Origin of the sequence: Curtobacterium sp. NPDC090217 (assembly GCF_044746705.1) — a bacterium.
In the GTDB taxonomy this organism is placed as follows: domain Bacteria; phylum Actinomycetota; class Actinomycetes; order Actinomycetales; family Microbacteriaceae; genus Curtobacterium.
This window is the reverse complement of record NZ_JBIVCR010000001.1, coordinates 229,336-245,178: the sequence shown is the minus strand read 5'-3', so window position 1 is coordinate 245,178 and position 15,843 is coordinate 229,336. Positions and strand designations below refer to the sequence as shown.

Annotated in this window: 12 protein-coding genes; 7 read left to right on the top strand and 5 right to left on the bottom strand. The window is 70.8% G+C overall.

All coding sequences use genetic code 11. The annotated features are described in order from the left end of the window. Positions 1 to 482: 482 nt before the first annotated feature. Entirely contained in the window at positions 483 to 1,340 is an 858-nt protein-coding gene (locus tag ACIPJ2_RS01180) for a Bax inhibitor-1/YccA family protein (RefSeq protein WP_402727214.1), read from the bottom strand. 68 nt (positions 1,341 to 1,408) lie between these two features. Beyond that, complete coding sequence (locus ACIPJ2_RS01175; protein ID WP_402727213.1) at positions 1,409 to 2,404, bottom strand: DUF817 domain-containing protein; 996 nt, start codon at positions 2,402 to 2,404, stop codon at positions 1,409 to 1,411. Between the two features lie 160 nt (positions 2,405 to 2,564). Here ACIPJ2_RS01175 and ACIPJ2_RS01170 point away from each other — a divergent pair, with 160 nt between their 5' ends. From ACIPJ2_RS01170 to ACIPJ2_RS01155, 4 genes are read left to right on the top strand one after another with little or no spacing between them, the layout of a single operon-like run. Continuing rightward, positions 2,565 to 3,809 carry a Gfo/Idh/MocA family oxidoreductase gene (locus ACIPJ2_RS01170; protein WP_402727212.1) on the top strand — a complete coding sequence of 415 codons (1,245 nt, stop codon included), beginning with the start codon at positions 2,565 to 2,567 and terminating at the stop codon, positions 3,807 to 3,809. A 7-nt stretch (positions 3,810 to 3,816) separates the two neighbouring features. Further along, the gene (locus ACIPJ2_RS01165) at positions 3,817 to 4,857 is read left to right on the top strand and encodes a LacI family DNA-binding transcriptional regulator (RefSeq protein ID WP_402727211.1); all 1,041 of its coding nucleotides are present in this window, start codon (positions 3,817 to 3,819) and stop codon (positions 4,855 to 4,857) included. A gap of 10 nt (positions 4,858 to 4,867) precedes the next feature. Further along, positions 4,868 to 5,899, top strand: a complete 1,032-nt coding sequence (locus tag ACIPJ2_RS01160; RefSeq protein ID WP_402727210.1) for a glycerophosphodiester phosphodiesterase family protein — start codon at positions 4,868 to 4,870, stop codon at positions 5,897 to 5,899. Between the two features lie 12 nt (positions 5,900 to 5,911). Continuing rightward, positions 5,912 to 8,371 carry an ATP-dependent helicase gene (locus tag ACIPJ2_RS01155; protein ID WP_402727209.1) on the top strand — a complete coding sequence of 820 codons (2,460 nt, stop codon included), beginning with the start codon at positions 5,912 to 5,914 and terminating at the stop codon, positions 8,369 to 8,371. 21 nt (positions 8,372 to 8,392) lie between these two features. Here ACIPJ2_RS01155 and ACIPJ2_RS01150 read toward each other — a convergent pair whose 3' ends face one another. Beyond that, positions 8,393 to 8,878, bottom strand: coding sequence for a GNAT family N-acetyltransferase (locus tag ACIPJ2_RS01150; RefSeq protein WP_402727208.1), 486 nt, complete (start codon positions 8,876 to 8,878; stop codon positions 8,393 to 8,395). Positions 8,879 to 8,984: 106 nt separating this feature from the next. Between ACIPJ2_RS01150 and ACIPJ2_RS01145 the strand changes: the two genes are divergently transcribed. The 3 genes from ACIPJ2_RS01145 to ACIPJ2_RS01135 are packed head-to-tail and all read left to right on the top strand — an operon-like array spanning position 8,985 to position 14,097. Then, entirely contained in the window at positions 8,985 to 10,400 is a 1,416-nt protein-coding gene (locus tag ACIPJ2_RS01145) for a pyridoxal phosphate-dependent decarboxylase family protein (protein WP_402728301.1), read from the top strand. After that, positions 10,397 to 11,761 carry a lysine N(6)-hydroxylase/L-ornithine N(5)-oxygenase family protein gene (locus tag ACIPJ2_RS01140; RefSeq protein WP_402727207.1) on the top strand — a complete coding sequence of 455 codons (1,365 nt, stop codon included), beginning with the start codon at positions 10,397 to 10,399 and terminating at the stop codon, positions 11,759 to 11,761. The genes ACIPJ2_RS01145 and ACIPJ2_RS01140 overlap by 4 nt, the downstream gene beginning before the upstream one ends. Then, on the top strand, positions 11,758 to 14,097 hold the full coding sequence (locus tag ACIPJ2_RS01135) for a GNAT family N-acetyltransferase (RefSeq protein WP_402727206.1): 2,340 nt from the start codon (positions 11,758 to 11,760) through the stop codon (positions 14,095 to 14,097). The genes ACIPJ2_RS01140 and ACIPJ2_RS01135 overlap by 4 nt, the downstream gene beginning before the upstream one ends. Positions 14,098 to 14,314: 217 nt before the next feature. On the opposite strand, the gene aqpZ is transcribed toward ACIPJ2_RS01135, so the two are convergent. Further along, positions 14,315 to 15,100 (bottom strand): aquaporin Z, encoded by a 786-nt coding sequence (gene aqpZ, locus ACIPJ2_RS01130; RefSeq protein ID WP_402727205.1) that lies wholly within the window; start codon positions 15,098 to 15,100, stop codon positions 14,315 to 14,317. Between the two features lie 117 nt (positions 15,101 to 15,217). Beyond that, positions 15,218 to 15,832 (bottom strand): pyridoxal 5'-phosphate synthase, encoded by a 615-nt coding sequence (locus ACIPJ2_RS01125; RefSeq protein WP_402727204.1) that lies wholly within the window; start codon positions 15,830 to 15,832, stop codon positions 15,218 to 15,220. Positions 15,833 to 15,843 lie beyond the last annotated feature (11 nt).

Below are 15,843 nucleotides of genomic sequence, written 5' to 3'. Positions count from 1 at the left end.
TGTGCCGTGCCCCGTGCCCCCGTGCCCCCGTGCCCCCGTGCCCCCGTGCCCCCGTGCCCCCGTGCCGGGTGACCCGTGCCCCCGTGCCGGGTGCCCGCGTACCGGGTGCCCCCGTGCCCCCGTGCCGGGTGCCCGCGTACCGGGTGCCCCGTGCCCCCGGGCCCGGTGCCGGGTGTCCGCGTGCCGGGCGCCCCGTGCCGGGTGGTCGCAACACCCCGCTCACGTTCGTGGAGTGGTCACAGACCGTCGGTCGTCGGCGCTCCGAACGACGTTTCGTGACCGGTTGGCGAACCTGAGCGGGGAGTTGTGACCGGTCGGGCAGCGCGTCGGGCATCGGGCAGCGCGTCGGGCGTCGGGCGTCGGGCGTCGGGCGTCGGGCGTCGGGCGTCGGGCGTCGGGCGGCGCGCGACGGGCGGCACGCGGAGGACCACCACGACGAAGGGCCCCGGCGAGTGCCGGGGCCCTTCGTGTGTGCGCTGCCGCTAGTTGCGGGAGCTGCTCGCGACGATGGCGAGGATGCGCAGGATCTCGAGGTACAGCCAAACGAGCGTCACGATGAGGCCGAACGCCGCGGTCCAGCCGTAGATGCGCGGGGCACCGCGCTCGACACCGGTCTTGATCTGGTCGAAGTCGAGGACGAGCGAGTACGCGGCCATCAGGACAACGAAGATGCCGATCAGGACGCCGAGGGGGATACCGAACACCTTCGTGCCGAGGAGCCCGAACGCCGTGTTGGTGACGCCGGTCCACATCAGGACCAGGTTCACGAGCGAGAACGCCATGTACCCGACCATCGCGACGAGGAAGAACCGCGTCATCTTCGGGGTCGCACGGACCTTGCCCGAACGGAACAGCAGCAGCGTGACGAAGAACACGCCGAGGGTGCCGAAGACTGCCTGCGTGACGATGCCGTCCCACATGGAGTTGTAGGCACCGGAGATGCCGCCGACGAAGAGTCCCTCGAAGAAGGCGTACGCGAGCACGAGGCCACCGGACGGCTTCTTCTTGAAGGTGTTGACGAGCGCCAAGACGAACCCGATGATCGCGCCCGCGATCCAGACGATCGGGGGGAGGTTCCACCCGGCGACCGCGCCGACGATGAGCACACCGAACGCCATGAGCGTCTTGACGATGGTGTCTTCGTACGACATGCGGTCGGTGTCGACCGTGCTCGCCGACGGACGGTCGTACATGTGCTGCAGCTGCTCGGGCGTCATGCCCGCCGACTGCTGCGGGGTCTGGCCCCATCCGGCCTGCTGCGAGTTGGCGCCGGCGCCCCAAGCGTTCCGGCCCGCGTCATTGAAGGCGGGGGACTGGTCGAAACCGGGCTTGAAAGCCATGGTGTCCTCGTGATTCCTCTGGATTCGGGTCGTCGAGCGGGAACGATGGACCGTTCCTTCGCGTCCTCTCAGCCTAGGTGTGCGTCGCGCCGAAAGGCTGAGGATTCGCGGCGAGCGGACGCCGGTGCTGGCATCCGTGCATGCACTCTACGGGCGCGGGCTGCGGGATGGGTCGGTGCGGGTCGGGAGTTCACCGAGCGGGCCGAGAACGGGCGCGGTGGGGAGAGCCAGGTGACGAGTGCGACCGAGATCGTCATGAGCAGCAGCCACGCCACGATCTTCGTCGATGCGACAGGGTGCCAGGCGGCCACCTGTGCCGGGTAGGACCACGCCCCAGCCCAGGTCGCGATGTTCTCGGCGACCCAGATGAACACCGCGACCAGCCCCATCGCCACGAGGATCGGCATCCGGATCGTCGCACGGTAGACGCGCACGTGCATCGTCGTCCTGGCGAACAGCACCACCACGAGCGCGAGCAGCACGTACCTCGCGTCCCAGACGAAGTGATGTGCGAAGAAGTTCACGTAGATGCCTGCGGCGACCACTGCGGTGTGCCACTGCGCCGGGTAGCGCGAGAACCGGAGGTCGAAGAGGCGGTACACGCGGACCATGTACGAACCGACCGCGCCGTACATGAAGCCGGAGAACAGCGGGACGCCGGCGACGTGCAGCAGGCCACCGCTGTCGTAGGCCCACGAGCCGACGTCGGTCTTGAAGACCTCCATGACGGTGCCGACGACGTGGAAGAGCAGCACGACACGGAGCTCGCGCACGGCCTCGAGTCCGAACACGAGCATCGCGACCTGGATGGCGATCGCGGCGATCGTCAGGGCGTCGTTCCTGGCGACCGGGGCGTCATCGGGCCAGGCGATGCGTGCGAGCGCGATCACGCCGAGCAGCAGCGCCCCGAACGTGCACGCCCACGCCTGCTTCGCGCCGAAGACCAGGAACTCGGTAACGAACTCGCGGATCGGCGTCCGGGGCTGCCGTCCGGCGTCGAGCACGCGGCGGGCGGCGCGGTCGATGCGGGACTCGACGGCGGTGGACAGGGATCGATCGGCCATGGCGGGATGGTCCCGCCGCCGGCTGGGATCCGGGGTGCCCACTCCTCCACATGTGCCCGCGGTTACATGGCCCTGCACATCGAGGAAAGGCCGTTGACACGAGTAAACCCGCATGGCCACAATGGTCGAGCAACGACGCACACCCACCCAAGGAGCCAGCATGACGTTCACCCTCGGCATGGTCGGAGCCGGCCAGTTCGCCAGCCACTTCGCGACCCTGTTCGACAAGCACCCCGGCATCTCCGACGTCTACGCCACGGACGTCATCCCGGAGCGCGCCGAGCAGCTCGTCGACGATCTCGCCCTGGCCGGGACCTTCCCGAGCTTCGAGGCGATGCTCGCGAGCCCGGACGTCGACGCCGTCGCGATCTTCACCCAGCGCTGGACACACGGGCCGCTCGTGCTGCAGGCGCTGCGTGCGGGCAAGCACGTGTACTCGGCCGTCCCGATGGCGACCGCGGTGACCGAGATCGAGTCGATCATCGCCGCGGTGCAGGAGACCGGGCTCACCTACATGATGGGCGAGACCAGTCAGTACAACCCGGCGACGGTGTTCGCGCGGCAGAAGGCAGAGCAGGGCGCGTTCGGCCGGGTGTTCTACGCCGAGGGTGACTACGTCCACGACATGGACCTCGGCTTCTACGACGCCTACAAGTACAGCGGCGGCGACGGATGGAAGGCCACGGCGAGCTACCCGCCCATGTGGTACCCGACCCACGCGATCGGCGGTGTCCTCGGTGCGGTGCCGCGGCACGCGGTCAGTGTGAGCTGCATCGGGGTGCACGACGACCGCGGCGACGGGGTCTTCGACACCGAGGTCAGCATGTTCGACAACGACTACTCCAACATGACGGCACTGTTCGAACTCGACGGCGGCGGCTCTATGCGCATCAACGAGTTCCGTCGCGTCGGCTTCCCGTCGTACATCCGCGAGAGCCGATTCCGGTGGTTCGGCACCGACGGCAGCTTCGAGCAGCTCGTGACGAACTCCGTCTGGCAGGACCGTGACGGGGTCACCGATGTCTCCGACCAGATCGCGACGCGTCCGACCATGTCCGAGGACGACCCGCGCCTGGCGGACGTCTCCCCGGCGCTCCGCAGTTCGTTCATCTCCGGACACGCGCCCGTGCACGACGCGCTGACGGACCGGTTGCCCGAGGAGTTCGCGTTCGCACCGAACGGGCACGAAGGGTCGCACCACTTGCTGGTCGACGACTTCGTCCGTGCGGTCAACGACGGAGTACTGCCCCCGGTGAACGCGTGGCAGGCAGCGCGGTACACGTTGCCCGGGCTCATCGCACTCGAGTCCGCCCGGCGGGACGGGGAACGGCTGCCGGTCCCGGACCAGGGTGACGCTCCCGTCGCCGTCGGTGAGGCGCTGCCCGTTGCCGATCGGGTGTCATGATCGACCGGTGACGAACGGAACGAGCGACGAGCGACCCCGGAAGCCCACGCGGCGGGACGTCGCCCGGCTCGCCGGGGTCTCGGATGCGCTCGTGAGCTACGCGCTGAACGGTGGAGCGCCGGTCGCTCCCGAGACTCGGCGACGGATCCTCGCGGCCGTCGCCGAGCTCGGGTACCGGCCGAACCAGGCCGCGCGGGCCCTCCGATCCGGTTCTGCCCGCACGCTCGTGCTCGCCGTGCCGGATCGCGAGGACCCCGTGTTCGCGAACCCGTTCTTCGCCGAGTACGCGGCGGCGATCGAATCTGCCGCGTGGGAGCGCGGGTACGCGCTCTACACGACGGCGACGAGCTTCGAGCCAGACCGACTCCGCGCACGTTTCGAGGAGTTCGCGGCGCGCATGGTCGACGGCGTGCTCGTACTCTCCAGTGGAGCGGCCGACCCGGGTGCCATCGACCCGGTCGGCCTGCCGTGGGTCGAACTGAACGTCTCATCGGCGCGAGCGGGTGTCGCGAGCGTCGGCACCGACCTGCAGGCCGGTGCCGAGCAGGCGACGGCGCACCTGCTCGGCCACGGTGCCCAGCAGGTGGCGTTCGTCGGCGAGCCGAACGCCCGAGAACCCCGCCATCGTGGATGGCGAGCTGCCTGCGAGCGGTGGGGCGTGCCTCCAGGCCGGGTCTACGACGGCGGGTACACGCGCGAAGGTGGTTACGTGTCCGGATTGCAGATCGCGGACGAGGGCGATCGTCCCGATGCGGTGTTCGCCGCCTCGGACCGCACCGCGGTCGGAGTCCTCCGTGCGTTCCACGAGTGCGGCGTCCGGGTCCCCGACGACGTCGCGGTCGTCGCGTTCGACGGATCGTGGGAAGCCGAGTACACGTGGCCCCCGCTCACCACCGTCCGGCAGCCGGTCGTGCCGATGGCCGCTGCTGCCGTCGGGCGACTGCTCGGTGAGCCGGAGACCGAACACCGGGAGTTCCCGGCCGAGCTCGTGGTGCGGGCGTCCTGCGGTGCGCACGATGCCCACGGACCGGCAACTCCCGCCCAGTAGGGTCGGCCGCATGACCCTCGTGATCGCCCACCGCGGTGCCTCCGGGTACCGCCCGGAGCACTCCCGCAGCGCCTACGAGCTCGCGATCGACCTCGGTGCCGACGCGATCGAACCGGACCTCGTCCCCACGAAGGACGGCGTGCTCGTGCTCCGGCACGAGAACGAGATCTCGGGCACGACGGACGTCGCCGACCACCCCGAGTTCGCGGCGAGGCGCACCAAGAAGGTCGTCGACGGGAACCGGCTCAGCGGCTGGTTCACCGAGGACTTCACGTGGGACGAACTCACCACGCTCCGCACGCGCGAGCGGCTTCCGGCGCTGCGTCCGCGGTCCGCGGAGCATGACGGCGAGGACCCGGTCCTACGGCTCGAGGACCTGCTCGCCATCCTCGACGCGACACCCCGCCCGGTCGCGCTCGTCGCCGAGGTCAAGCACGCGACGTACTTCGATTCGATCGGGCTGCCGATGGGGGAGCTGGTCGACGGCGTCATCGGGGGAGCCGGGTGGCGTGGTGACGAACGACTGACGGTCGAGTGCTTCGAGAAGGGCGTCCTCCGCGACATCGGCTCGCGTGGCGCCGGTGGTCGGCTGGTGTACCTCCAGGAGGCCCGGGGCAGCGCCGCGGACGAGGTCGCGTCCCACGGACGTGCGGCTCCGACCTATGCGGACGAGCGCACGGACGGCGCGCTCGCGCGGCTGGCCGAGGAGTTCGACGGGATCAGCGTCGACCTGAAGACGCTGATGGCCGGCACCGATCCGGTGGCGCTCGACGACCCCCGACCGGTGCGGTCCGACGTCGTCGAGCGTGCGCAGGCGGTCGGCCTCGCGGTCTTCACGTGGACCCTCCGGCCGGAGAACCGGTTCCTGCCCGCGCCGCTCCGGCGTGGCGGGGACGTCGCGGCGCACGGCGACTGGGAGCGGTGGTTCACCTCGGTGGTGCGGACGGGGGTCGACGGGGTCTTCGCGGACCACACCGACCTCGCGGTCCGGGCGCGTTCGCTGGTCGAGGAGCGGGGTGCCGGTGTCGGGGGTCCGGCCTAGACTGTCCCGGACATGACGATCGTGCTCGACCCATTCGACTCGACGCCCGAGCCGGGTGCCGGGGCCCGCCCGTACGACGACCCGTTCACCGCCGGTCTGAACCCCCAGCAGAAGGAAGCCGTCGAGTACCGCGGCGAGTCCCTGCTCATCGTGGCCGGCGCCGGTTCCGGCAAGACCAGCGTCCTCACGCGTCGCATCGCCCTGCTGCTCGCGAACCGTGAAGCATGGCCGTCGCAGATCCTCGCGATCACGTTCACGAACAAGGCGGCCGCCGAGATGCGCGAGCGCGTCCGTGCCCTCGTCGGCCAGGCGTCAGAGGGCATGTGGATCTCGACGTTCCACTCGGCATGCGTGCGGATCCTGCGTCGTGAAGCCGAGCGCTTCGGGTTCCCGCAGTCGTTCACCATCTACGACTCCGCCGACTCGCGGGCGCTGCTCAAGCGGATCATCAAGGACCTCGAAGCGGACTCGCTCGGTCTGACGGTCGGTGCGGCGGCGTCGAAGATCTCGAAGCTCAAGAACGAACTGCAGGACATCGACTCGTACGCGCGGAACATCAACGCGAACGACCCGCAGGAAGTCATGTTCACCGAGGTGTTCCGGCGGTACACGAACGACCTCCGTCGCGCCAACGCGTTCGACTTCGACGACCTCATCGGCCAGACGGTGTTCCTGTTCCGCGCGTTCCCCGAGGTCGCTGCGCTCTACCAGCGGCGCTTCCGGTTCATCCTCGTCGACGAGTACCAGGACACGAACCACGCGCAGTACTCGCTCATCCGCGAGCTGACGCGTCCGGTCCCGGTGGAGCAGGTCGACCGGCTCGAGGACGAAGGCCAGCACGTCGCCAGGATGCGCGAGGCGGACGGCTCGATCGCCGGTGCGTCGCTGACCGTCGTCGGCGACTCCGACCAGTCGATCTACGCCTTCCGCGGCGCCGACATCCGTAACATCGTCGAGTTCGAGCGGGACTTCCCGAACTCCAAGGTGATCCTGCTCGAACAGAACTACCGCTCGACGCAGAACATCCTCGACGCGGCAAACGCCGTCATCGCGAACAACTTCGACCGCCAGGTGAAGAACCTGTTCACCGAGGTCGGCGCCGGCGACAAGATCGTCGGCTTCACGGGCTACACCGGACACGACGAAGCCCAGTTCGTCGCGGACGAGATCCAGCGCCTGCACGAGGACGGCACGGACTACCGCGACATGGCGGTGTTCTACCGGACGAACTCGCAGACGCGTGCACTCGAGGAGATCTTCATCCGCGCGGCGATCCCGTACCGGGTGCTCGGCGGCACGAAGTTCTACGAACGTGCCGAGATCAAGGACGCGATGGCGTACCTGATCACCGTCGCGAACCCTGCAGACCCGATGGCGCTCCGCCGTGTGCTCAACGTCCCGAAGCGGGGCATCGGCGCGGTGACCGAGACGACGTTGCAGCGCTACGCCGACGAGCACGACGTCACCATGCGCGAGTCGCTCCGGCACGCGGACGAGCTCGGGTTCGGGCCGAAGGTCCGGAACGCGATCACGGCCTTCGCGGCGCTCCTCGACGAGGTGTCCGCCAAGGCGCAGGACCAGCCCGTCGTCGACACGCTCACGCAGCTCCTGGACGGGTCCGGACTGCTCGAACAGCTCCGGAAGTCCCCGGACGCGCAGGACTCGGCGCGCGCCGACAACATCGACGAGCTCGTCGCGGTGACGCGGGAGTTCCAGAAGAACAACCCAGACGGCACACTGAGCGACTTCCTGACCGAGGTCTCCCTGGTCGCCGCGGCGGACGAGCTCGACGACTCCTCCGGAACGGTGTCGCTCATGACACTGCACACGGCGAAGGGCCTCGAGTACGACGCGGTGTTCCTGACCGGCGTCGAGGAAGACCTGCTGCCGCACCGGATGTCGGCGAACGAACCAGGCGGACCGTCCGAGGAACGCCGGTTGTTCTACGTCGGCATCACCCGTGCCAAGAAGTCGTTGTTCCTGTCGCTGGCGATGACCCGTGCGCAGTTCGGCGACGTCAACGTGGCGATGCCGTCCCGCTTCCTGCAGGAGATCCCCGAGGGGCTCATCGAGTGGAAGCAGTCACCCGGCATGGCGAACAGCCGTGGTGGGACGCAGCCGCGTGCGCTCAACGCCAAGCGTGACGGCGCCGGACCCGGTGGATTCGGTGGCGGAGGCGGCGGTGGCGGCTACCGCGGCGGTGGTGGCTGGGGCGGCGGCTCCTACGACCGTGCTGCGGCGGCGGCGAAGACCCGGCCGAAGACCGAGTGGGCGAACCGTGTCTCCGGGCAGGTTCGTGACAACGGCGACATGGAGCTCGCATCCGGCGACCGCATCAAGCACGTCGACTTCGGTGAGGGCACGGTGTCGGCGGTGACCGGTCAGGGGGCCAAGCGCATCGCCGAGATCGCGTTCGACTCGGCCGGGCGGAAGAAGCTCCTGATCAAGATCGCCCCCATCGAGAAGCTGTAGCGCTCGGCGGTACCCGACCGCTCAGCGCACCAACCGCACGGCATCGAGCGGGTGCGGGCCGAGGCGCTCGCGCTTCGCCGCGCCGTCCCGGTGGAACCCGTTGCGCCGGTAAAACGCCTCGGCGCGCGGGTTGTCGTCCGCCATCCACAGGTACGCGGGCGCGTCGCCGACGGCCCCGTCGAGCAACGCCTGCCCGGCACCGGAGCCGTACGTCGACGCCAGCACGTAGATGCCCTCGAGCTCCCGGTCGCGTGGAGCCCCGGGCTCGCGTCCCGGTCCGGCTGAGGCCCAGCCCACGACGACGTCGTCGATCGTGGCGACGAGCACGTCGGTCTGCGGGTCGGTGATGATCGTCCGCCATCGATCCGCCCGCGCATCGACGTCGAGTGCCGCCAGGAAGGGCGCCGGCAACAGGTGTGCGTACGCCTCCTGCCAGGCCTGGACGTGCACGCGCGCGATGCGGTCGGCATCCGAGACGTTCGCCGGACGGACCACGGGGTTGTTCATCCAACGATGATGCCGCAACTGGCCGCCGCCACGCCCGGGCCCCTGTTCGGGTGACAGCCGAACGGAGGTGAGGTTAGCCTTACCTAACGTGACACCTGTGATCGAAATGCTGACCAACGCCACCGCCGCCCGCTACCGAGACCTCGTCGGATCGACCGTGGACCGTCTCGCCGACCGCGTCGCCGGGGTGACGACGCCGACGACGAGCACCTCCGCCGCCGAACTCCGGGACCGGGTGGCCGGGATCGATCTCGACGGCGTACCGCTCGGGACGGATCGGGCGCTCGCGGAGCTCGACGAGCTGTTCGTCCGGGAGGCCGTGTGGTTCCACCATCCCGGTTCCCTCGCACACCTGAACTGTCCGGTGGCCCTGCCCGCTGTCGCTGCCGAGGCCGTGCTCGCGGCGGTGAACCCGTCCGTCGACACCTGGGACCAGTCGCGGATCGGCACCGAGATCGAGCGACACGTCGTCGACTGGCTGGCACGCCGGATCGGCTTCGCGGCGGGCGACGGCATCTTCACGTCGGGCGGCTCGCAGTCGAACCTGCAGGCGCTCCTCATCGCGCGGGAGCGACGGGGCACCGGAACCGTCTTCACCACGGCGGAGACCCACTTCAGCATCGCCAAGTCCGCCCGGCTCCTCGGCCTCGACGCAGTCGTGACCGTCCCCACCGACCCCGCCGGTCGCATGCTCCCCTCCGCCCTCGCCACGGCGATCGCGGAGACCCGCGCCGCAGGCCGCACCCCGATGGCCGTCGTCGCCACGGCCGGCACGACCGACCGCGGTGTGATCGACCCGCTCGAACCCGTCGCCGACGTCTGCGACCTCGAGGACGTCTGGCTGCACGTCGACGCCGCGTACGGCTGCGGCCTGCTCGTCTCGCCCACCCGACGACACCTGCTGGACGGCATCGAGCGGGCCGACAGCGTGACCACCGACCTGCACAAGTCGTTCTTCCAGCCGGTCTCCTCGAGTGCCCTGCTGGTCCGTGACCCCGCCGACCTCCGCAGGATCGCCTGGCACGCCGACTACCTGAACCCCGAGGACGCGGCGGAACCGAACCAGGTGGACAAGTCCCTGCAGACGACGAGGCGCTTCGACGCGTTGAAGCTCTGGGCGACGCTCCGAGCGACGGGCGCTGACGCGATCGGCCGAGCGTTCGACGCGGTCATCGACCTCGCCGAGGCCACCCACGCCATCGTCGCCGACCACCAAGACCTGCACCTCGTCGCGCCGACGCAGCTCAGCACGGTGCTGTTCCGCTGGCAGCCGGCGGGGATGTCCGACGCCGAGGCCGATGCCCTGGTGGCACCGCTCCGGGCAGCGCTCCTCGCCGAGGGGCGGGTCCTCGTCGCCAAGACGGTGATCGACGGGCGGCCGTGCAACAAGCTCACGCTCCTGAACCCGGAGACCACCGCGGAGCAGATGCGGGCTTCCCTCGACCACGTGGCCAGAACGGCCGCCACAACCGCAGCAGCCGCCGCAGCCGAGACAGCCGCAACAGCAGGAGCAGCACGATGACCACGACCACGAACGACCCCCTCGACCTCGTCGCCATCGGCATCGGCCCGTTCAACCTCGGCCTCGCCTGCCTGACCGACCCCCTCGACGACCTCGACGCGGTGTTCCTCGACGCCGCGGACGGCTTCGCCTGGCACCACGGCATGATGCTCGACGACGCCACGATCCAGGTGCCCTTCATGGCGGACCTCGTCACGATGGCCGACCCGACGTCCCCGTTCTCGTTCCTGGCGTGGCTCAAGGAGACGAACCGGCTCTACCCCTTCTACATCCGCGAGGACTTCCACCCCCTCCGCAGCGAGTACGACGCGTACTGCCGCTGGGCCGCCGAGCGCCTCGACACCCTGCGCTGGGGCCGGACGGTCACGGCGGTCGAGCACGACGAGGCGACGGACCTGTTCGCCGTGCACGCCGACACCGACCACGGCCCGGAGACGTACCGCGCCCGCCACGTCGTCATCGGCGTCGGCTCGGCGCCGTCCGTCCCGCCGGCGCTCCGCGACCTGCCGGGCCCGGTGATCCACTCCGCCGAGTACGTACCGAACCGCGACGCGCTCCGGAGCGCCGGCAGCATCGCGGTGATCGGCAGCGGGCAGTCCGCCGCCGAGGTCTACCGCGACCTGCTCGAGGACATCCGCACGCACGACTACGCGCTCGACTGGATCACCCGCTCGCCGCGGTTCTTCCCGATGGAGGACACCAAGCTCACGCTCGAGATGACGAGCCCCGAGTACACGGACCACTTCCACGGGCTGCCCGAGGACCTCCGCGACCGCCTGGGACGCGAACAGCGCGGGCTGTACAAGGGCATCAGCGCCGACCTGGTCGACGACCTCTACGACGCGCTGTACCGGATCAGCGCGAGCGGCCCGATCCCGACGTCGCTGCGGACCGAGACGAGCGTCGTGGACGCGTCCTGGCTCACCGACCGGGGCAGGTACCGACTGACCCTCCGGCACGAGCAGCTCGGCGAGACCTACGAGCACGAGGTGGAGCGGCTCGTCCTCGCGACCGGGTACGCCCCGCGCCCGACGCGGTTCCTCGACCCGGTCGAGCACCTCGTCGCGCGGGACTCCCGCGGTCGGTTCGCCGTTGCGCGCGACCACCACGTGGACACCATCGGTGGTCGGATCTGGGTGCAGAACGCCGAGGAGCACACGCACGGGCTGACCGCCCCCGACCTCGGCATGGGTGCGTGGCGGAACGCGTCGATCATCCGGTCCGTCACGGGTCGCCCCGTCCACGGACTGGAGGACCGGATCGCCTTCCAGGAGTTCGGCCTGCCCGCCACACGGCAGCCCGGGGCCCCGGGCACCGCGCCGGAACGGCGCGGCGCCGAGCGCGCGGAGGTGCGCGCATGACCGAGAACGGAACCGTCCTGCTCGACGTGCCCCGCGAGGCGGGCGCGACCCCGAGCCTCCTGTCCGTCGAACCCGTGGACCCGGATCGCGACGCCGCCGTCGTGCAGGCGTGGCTCGCCCACCCGGCGTCGAGCTGGTGGGAGATGGGCCACCTCGACGTCGACGCCGTGCGCGCGTACCTGGCCGGCGTGCAGGCGGACCCGGCGCAGGCCGCGTGGTTGGGGCGCCACGACGGCGAGCCGTGCTTCCTCGCCGAGACCTACAACCCGGGTGCCGTGCTGCTGACCGACGTCTGGCCGGCCGAACCCGGCGACGTCGGCATGCACCTGCTCGTCGCACCGCCGCCTGCCGACGGGCGGGTGCACGGACTCACGAGCGCGGTGATGCGGACCGTGGTGGAGCACTGTCGGGACGCCCTCGGCGCACGTCGCGTCGTGGTCGAGCCCGACGTCCGGAACACCGCGGTGCACGCGAAGAACGCCGAGGTCGGGTTCCGGGTGCTCCGCGAGGTCGACGTCGACGGCAAGCGCGCGCTGCTCTCGGTGCTCGACACCGACCGGATCGGGGTGTCGGACGACGACGGCCCTGCTGCGCACCTGCGGCCGGAGCACCTCGACGTCGCGGAGCGGCACCTCGTGGCGAAGGCGATCGCCGAGTTCACCCACGAGCGTCTGATCGCACCGGTGGCCGACGGCGACGGCTGGCGCCTTGCGGCAGGGCCGTCGACCTACCGGTTCCGGGCGCGGCTGCACGCGCTCGAGCACTGGTCGATCGACGAGGCCTCGCTGACCAGGACCCGTGACGGCGACGCCGTGCCGCTCAGCGCACAGGACCTCGTGCTCGAGCTCCGCGACCTCCTCGGCATCCCCGACGAGCTGCTCGGCACGTACCTCGAGGAGATCGCCTCGACCCTCGCCAGTGCCGCCGCCAAGCACCGACGGGGCGGGCCCTCGGCTGCCCAGCTCGCGCGAGGACGAGCGGATGCGGTCGCGGCGTTCCAGGCGACCGAGGCGGCGATGACCGAGGGGCACCCGGCGTTCGTGGCGTCGAACGGCCGCATCGGGTTCGGGCTCGACGAGTACCGGGCGTACGCGCCGGAGTCCGGGCGGACGTTCCGGTACCGGTGGCTCGCGGCACGCCGGGAGCACACGCACCTGGCGTTCGCCGCGGACCGGACCGAGGACGCCCACTGGGCGGCCGAGCTGCCCGCGGCGACCGTGCACGGGTTCCGGCAGACGCTGGCACGCCGCGGGCTCGACCCGGACGACTACGTGTGGCTGCCGGTGCACCCGTGGCAGTGGCAGCACCGGATCGCCGTGACGTTCGCGCCGGACCTCGGACGACAGGACCTCGTCGACCTCGGGGAGGGGCCGGACGAGCACCAGCCGCAGCAGTCGATCCGGACGGCGTTCGACCGGACGGACCCGACGCGGTCGTACGTCAAGACGGCGTTGGCGGTGCAGAACATGGGGTTCCTCCGTGGGATGTCGCCGGCGTACATGCGGAACACCCCTGCAGTGAACGACTGGGTCGCCGGGATCGTCTCGGCCGACCCGACGCTGCGGTCAGCGGGCTTCGAGGTGCTGCGGGAACACGCGGCGATCGGGTACACGGGCGACGCGTACCACCGGGTGGACGTGTCGTCGCCGCAGCGGAAGATGCTCGCGGCGCTCTGGCGGGAGAGCCCGGTGCCGCGGCTGTCCGACGGCGAGCAGCTCATGACGATGGCGGCGCTGCTGCACCGCGATGCCTCCGGTGCGGCGGTGGCCTCGGCGCTGGTCGCCCGGTCGGGGCTGCCGGCGGACGAGTGGGTGCGGCGGTACCTCGACGCGTACCTGCTCCCCGTGGTGCACTGCCTGACCGTGCACGACCTGGTGTTCATGCCGCACGGGGAGAACCTCGTGCTGGTGCTCCGCGACGGTGTCGTGGTCCGCGCGGTCATGAAGGACATCGGGGAAGAGGTCGCGGTGCTCGCTCCGGTCGCCGTGCCGGCCGGGATCGAGCGCATCGTGCACCCGGTCGACGACGACGAGGCGGCCCTCGCCGTGTTCACGGACGTGTTCGACGGGGTGCTGCGGTTCGTCGCGGCGATCCTCGACGACGACGGAGTCCTGCCGGAGTCCCGCTTCTGGGAGCTCGTCGGCGCGTGCATCGACCGGCACGCTGCGGCCCATCCGGACCGGCGCCGCCCGCTCGACCTGCGTGCGCCGACGTTCGAGCACTCCTGCCTGAACCGGCTGCAGCTGCGGAACACCCTGTCGATGGTCGACCTGGCGGACCAGTCGTCGTCGCTCATCCGCGCCGGGTCGATGCCGAACCCCGTCGCGCGGGCGTAGGGCGGGCGGCGGGCTCGCCGGTCGGGTCGACCGAGCCACCGGGATCGCGCCCCGTGACGAACATCGCGCCCCGTCGTGACGGGGCGCGATGTTCGTGTGGGGGCGCAAACGGTGCGCGCGGCGCCGCGGGCGCGCGGCGCCGCGGCCGCGCGCGGCGCGGCCGCGCGCGGCGCGGCCGCGCGCGGCGCGGGCGCGCGGCGCGGGCGCCGCGCGCCCGCTACCGCACAACGCTCCGGCCGCCGACCCGCACGACGAGCCCGGCGATCGCCGCGCCCACGAGCGGCGCCACGATGAACACCCACAGCTGCGCGAGCGGGGTCCCGCCGCCGTAGATCGCCGCCGCGATGGACCGCGCCGGGTTCACCGACGTGTTGCTGACCGGGATCGAGATGAGGTGGATCAGCGTCAGCGTGAGTCCGATCGCGATCGGCGCGAGCGCGCGGTACTCGGGCTTCGCCGTCACGGAGAGGATCACCCCGAGGAACACGGCCGTCAGCACCACCTCGGTGAGGAACACCGACCAGAGCCCGAAGCCGCCTGGTGATGCGGAGCCGTAGCCGTTCGACGCGAAGCCGGCGTCGTGCGCTGCCGAGAACGCCCCTGGCTTGCCGGCCAAGATCGCCGCGAGGATGCTCGTCGCCACCGCACCGCCGACGATCTGCGAGATCCAGTACCCGGCGAGGTGCTTGGCGTCGGTGCGCCCGGCGAACCGGAGCCCGAGCGACACCGCGGGGTTGAAGTGGCCGCCGGAGATGTGTCCGACTGCGCTGATCCCGGCGACGAGGGTCAGGCCGAACGCCAGGGCGACGCCGAGGAACCCGACGCCGAGCGCGTTGCCGGCATCCGGGAACGCGGCGGCGAACAGCGCGGTGCCAAGCCCGCCGAAGACGAGCAGGAAGGTGCCGAAGAACTCGGCGGCGTAGAGCTGGATCGCGGAGCGCGCCGGGGCGTCCTCGACGATCTGCTCGGAGGTGGATGCTGCGACGGGACGTTCGGAACTCATGACGCTCCTTGCGACGGTGACAGTGACGATGACGACGATGTCCGGCCGGGGCAGACCGGATCGTCTGCCTCGGTCACCTCAGCGAATCACCACCCGCGCGCCCTGTCCGAAGATGGCTCACGGTTGCAACACGCGTGTCGTCCACCCGTCATCCGACCGGCGGTACTGCAGGCGTCGGTGCATGCGGTCGCGGCTGCCGTGCCAGAACTCCACGACGACCGGTTCGAGCCGGTAGGCGACCCACGACGCCGGACGGGAGGCATCGTCACCGAGGGCCCCGGCAGCGGACAGCAGGTCGTCGAACGTGCCGTCGAGCGGCTCGGACTGGTGTGCTGCAGCCGTCGCTGCCCGGGACTTCGGCGACCGGTCGGCGAAGAGGGCGTCGGACTCGTCGTCGGAGAGCACCACGACGACCCCCTCGAACCGCATCTGCTGCATGGTCTCGCGCCAGTACACCTGCAGCGCGGCCGCCGGGTTGGCTGCGAGCTGCCGTCCCTTCGGGCTCTCGGTGGACGACCCGAACACGAGCCCCTCGTCGTCGAGCCGCTTGACGTCGACGGTCCTGGCGCTGACGACCCCGTCCGCCGCGGTCGCGAGTGTCATCGACAGCGGTTCGGAGACGTCGTCGGCCGTCGCCAGCCAGGCCCGCGCGGCGGCCATCGGCGTGGCGGGCGGATCGGTGAACTCGGGGAACGCGAACGACGGGTCGCCGGAGAGGGGTGCGGTTGGCATCCCCTCAGCCA

What these genes read in the sequence shown, in the direction of transcription:
- ACIPJ2_RS01180 (WP_402727214.1), bottom strand. Translation starts at nt 1,340, where the DNA reads ATGGCTTTCAAGCCCGGTTTCGACCAGTCCCCCGCCTTCAATGACGCG.
- ACIPJ2_RS01175 (WP_402727213.1), bottom strand. Translation starts at nt 2,404, where the DNA reads ATGGCCGATCGATCCCTGTCCACCGCCGTCGAGTCCCGCATCGACCGC.
- ACIPJ2_RS01170 (WP_402727212.1), top strand. Translation starts at nt 2,565, where the DNA reads ATGACGTTCACCCTCGGCATGGTCGGAGCCGGCCAGTTCGCCAGCCAC.
- ACIPJ2_RS01160 (WP_402727210.1), top strand. Translation starts at nt 4,868, where the DNA reads ATGACCCTCGTGATCGCCCACCGCGGTGCCTCCGGGTACCGCCCGGAG.
- ACIPJ2_RS01155 (WP_402727209.1), top strand. Translation starts at nt 5,912, where the DNA reads ATGACGATCGTGCTCGACCCATTCGACTCGACGCCCGAGCCGGGTGCC.
- ACIPJ2_RS01150 (WP_402727208.1), bottom strand. Translation starts at nt 8,878, where the DNA reads ATGAACAACCCCGTGGTCCGTCCGGCGAACGTCTCGGATGCCGACCGC.
- ACIPJ2_RS01145 (WP_402728301.1), top strand. Translation starts at nt 8,985, where the DNA reads ATGCTGACCAACGCCACCGCCGCCCGCTACCGAGACCTCGTCGGATCG.
- ACIPJ2_RS01140 (WP_402727207.1), top strand. Translation starts at nt 10,397, where the DNA reads ATGACCACGACCACGAACGACCCCCTCGACCTCGTCGCCATCGGCATC.
- ACIPJ2_RS01135 (WP_402727206.1), top strand. Translation starts at nt 11,758, where the DNA reads ATGACCGAGAACGGAACCGTCCTGCTCGACGTGCCCCGCGAGGCGGGC.
- aqpZ (WP_402727205.1), bottom strand. Translation starts at nt 15,100, where the DNA reads ATGAGTTCCGAACGTCCCGTCGCAGCATCCACCTCCGAGCAGATCGTC.
- ACIPJ2_RS01125 (WP_402727204.1), bottom strand. Translation starts at nt 15,832, where the DNA reads ATGCCAACCGCACCCCTCTCCGGCGACCCGTCGTTCGCGTTCCCCGAG.